We start from the raw sequence: 2,251 nt of genomic DNA, 5'->3' as shown, positions 1-2,251 counted from the left end.
CCACCTCGACGAGCGGCTGATTGACCGCTACCGGCTCGCCCACCTCCACCAGCCACCGGACGATTTCGGCGTCCGGTAGGCCCTCGCCCAGGTCGGGGAGGCGGAACTGTTCATGTGGCACGGGTGACCTCCAACTTGCTGCCCGGCATCGGACCCACCGGTCAGTACTGGAAGGAACGGTCGACGGCGTCCATGATCCGGTCGACGTCCGGTAGGTAGTGGTCCTCCAGACGGGCCGGCGGGTACGGGATGTCATAACCGGTGACGCGTAGTACCGGAGCCTCCAAGGAGTAGAACGCGGCCTCGGTCACCCGGGCCGCGATCTCCGCGGACAGGGACACGTTCGACGGCGCCTCGTGAACGACGACACACCGGCCGGTCCGGCGCACGGACGTGAGCACCGGAGTCAGGTCGAGGGGGGACAGGGTGCGCAGGTCGATGACCTCAAGCTCGCGACCCTCGTCGGCCATTGCCACGGCCGCGTCCAGGCAGGTCCGTACCATCGGGCCGTAGGCGACCAGTGTTGCGTCGTCGCCGGTCCGCACGACCCGGCTGGTGTGCAACGGGATCGCCCGGTCAGCGGCTCGTCGGTTTCGACATCTCCTTTTTCCCAGTACCGGCGCTTGGGCTCGAAGAAGATCACCGGGTCGTCGGCCGCGACCGCCTGCCGGATCATCGTGTGGGCATCGGTCGGGCTGGAACAGGCGACGACCTTGAGGCCGGCGGTATGGCAGAAGTAGGCTTCCGGTGACTCGCTGTGGTGCTCGACAGCGCCGATGCCACCACCGAACGGGATGCGGACCGTCACCGGCAACCGGACCCGTCCCCGGGTCCGGTAGTGGATTTTCGCCAGCTGGGTGACGATCTGGTCGAAGGCCGGGTAGACGAAGCCGTCGAACTGGATTTCGCATACCGGCCGGAGCCCACGCATGGCCATCCCGATCGCGGTTCCGATGATCGCGGACTCGGCCAGCGGTGTGTCGATGACGCGCGCCTCGCCGAAGTCGGCTAGCAGCCCCTCGGTGATCCGGAAGACGCCGCCGAGCCTGCCGACGTCCTCACCCATCACCACGACCTTCTCATCGGCGGCCATGGCCGTGCGCAGTCCGGTATTGAGAGCCTTGGCCAGCGTCAGCGTCGAGCGCACCGTCAGTTCGCCTTTCGCGGTTCGAGCGTTGCCGGTGCCAGTTCGAGCTCCAGACAGGCGTCCCGCGCGGCGCTCAGGGTCTCGGGTTCGTCCACGTACACGTGATCGAAAAGGCTCTGCGGGGACGGGTCGGGCAGCCGCACGCACCGGCTGCGCACCGTCGCCGCGAGGGCGTCGGCCTCGGCGTCGAGAGCGGCGGCGCCAGCGTCGTCCAGAAGCCCGCAGCCGCGTAGGTAGGTGGTCATCCGTGCCACCGGGTCCCGCTGGCCCCAGTGCGCCAGCTCCGCTGCGTGGCGGTACCGGGATGGATCGTCAGCGGTGGTGTGCGCGCCCATCCGGTATGTCACCGCCTCGACCAGTGTCGGATGTCCCCGGCGGGCCGAGTCCAGCGCCCAGCGGGTCACCGCGAGCGTCGCCAGCACGTCGTTGCCGTCAACCTGGACGCCCCGGATACCGAACCCGGACGCTCGCCGGTAGATCGGTGCCAGGCTCTGCCGTCGGGCCGGTTCGGAGATCGCCCACTGGTTGTTCTGGCAGAAGAACACCACCGGAGCTGCAAAGACACCCGCCCAGTTGAGCGCCTCGTTGACGTCCCCCTGGCTGGACGCCCCGTCACCGAAGTAGACCAGCGTCGCTGACATGTCCTGGTCCTGGTTCCGGCTCTGGCCGTTGCTGCTGCTGGTGCCGGTGCTGCCAGTGCCAGCGGGGCCAGCGGCATGCTCGCGGGAGACGGCCATCGCATAGCCGGTGGCGTGCAGGGCCTGCGAGCCGACGACGATCGCATAGCACTGGAATCCGTGCTTGTCCGCGTCCCATCCGCCGTGGGTGACCCCGCGGAACAGGCCGAGGACGTCGAGCGGGTCGACCCCGCGGCACCAGGCCACCGCGTGTTCGCGGTAGGACGGGAAGACCATGTCGTCGTCGCGCAGCGCCCTGGCCGAGCCGACCTGGGCCGCCTCCTGACCACGCAGGCTGGCCCACAGGCCGAGTTCGCCCTGACGCTGGAGAGCCGTTGCCTCGTCGTCGAGGCGGCGCGCGATCACCATGTCGCGCAGGAGCCCGTACAGGTCGGCGTCGGTGAGGTCCGCGAGGTAGGGGTCGTAG

Annotated in this window: 2 protein-coding genes and 1 pseudogene; all 3 read right to left on the bottom strand. The window is 69.1% G+C overall.

The window, feature by feature from the left end; translation table 11 throughout:
* The coding region (locus U9980_RS28380; RefSeq protein WP_416210129.1) for a biotin/lipoyl-containing protein at window positions 1-121 on the bottom strand (121 nt) is incomplete at its 3' end.
* Window positions 122-161: 40 nt separating this feature from the next.
* Window positions 162-1,093: pseudogene (locus U9980_RS03040) on the bottom strand (alpha-ketoacid dehydrogenase subunit beta).
* A 56-nt stretch (window positions 1,094-1,149) separates the two neighbouring features.
* The coding region (locus U9980_RS03035) for a thiamine pyrophosphate-dependent enzyme (RefSeq protein ID WP_322766584.1) at window positions 1,150-2,251 on the bottom strand (1,102 nt) is incomplete at its 5' end.

The sequence above is a fragment of the Protofrankia sp. Cr1 genome (assembly GCF_963555865.1).
In the GTDB taxonomy this organism is placed as follows: domain Bacteria; phylum Actinomycetota; class Actinomycetes; order Frankiales; family Frankiaceae; genus Protofrankia.
This window is presented reverse-complemented; position numbering and strand designations above follow the sequence as displayed.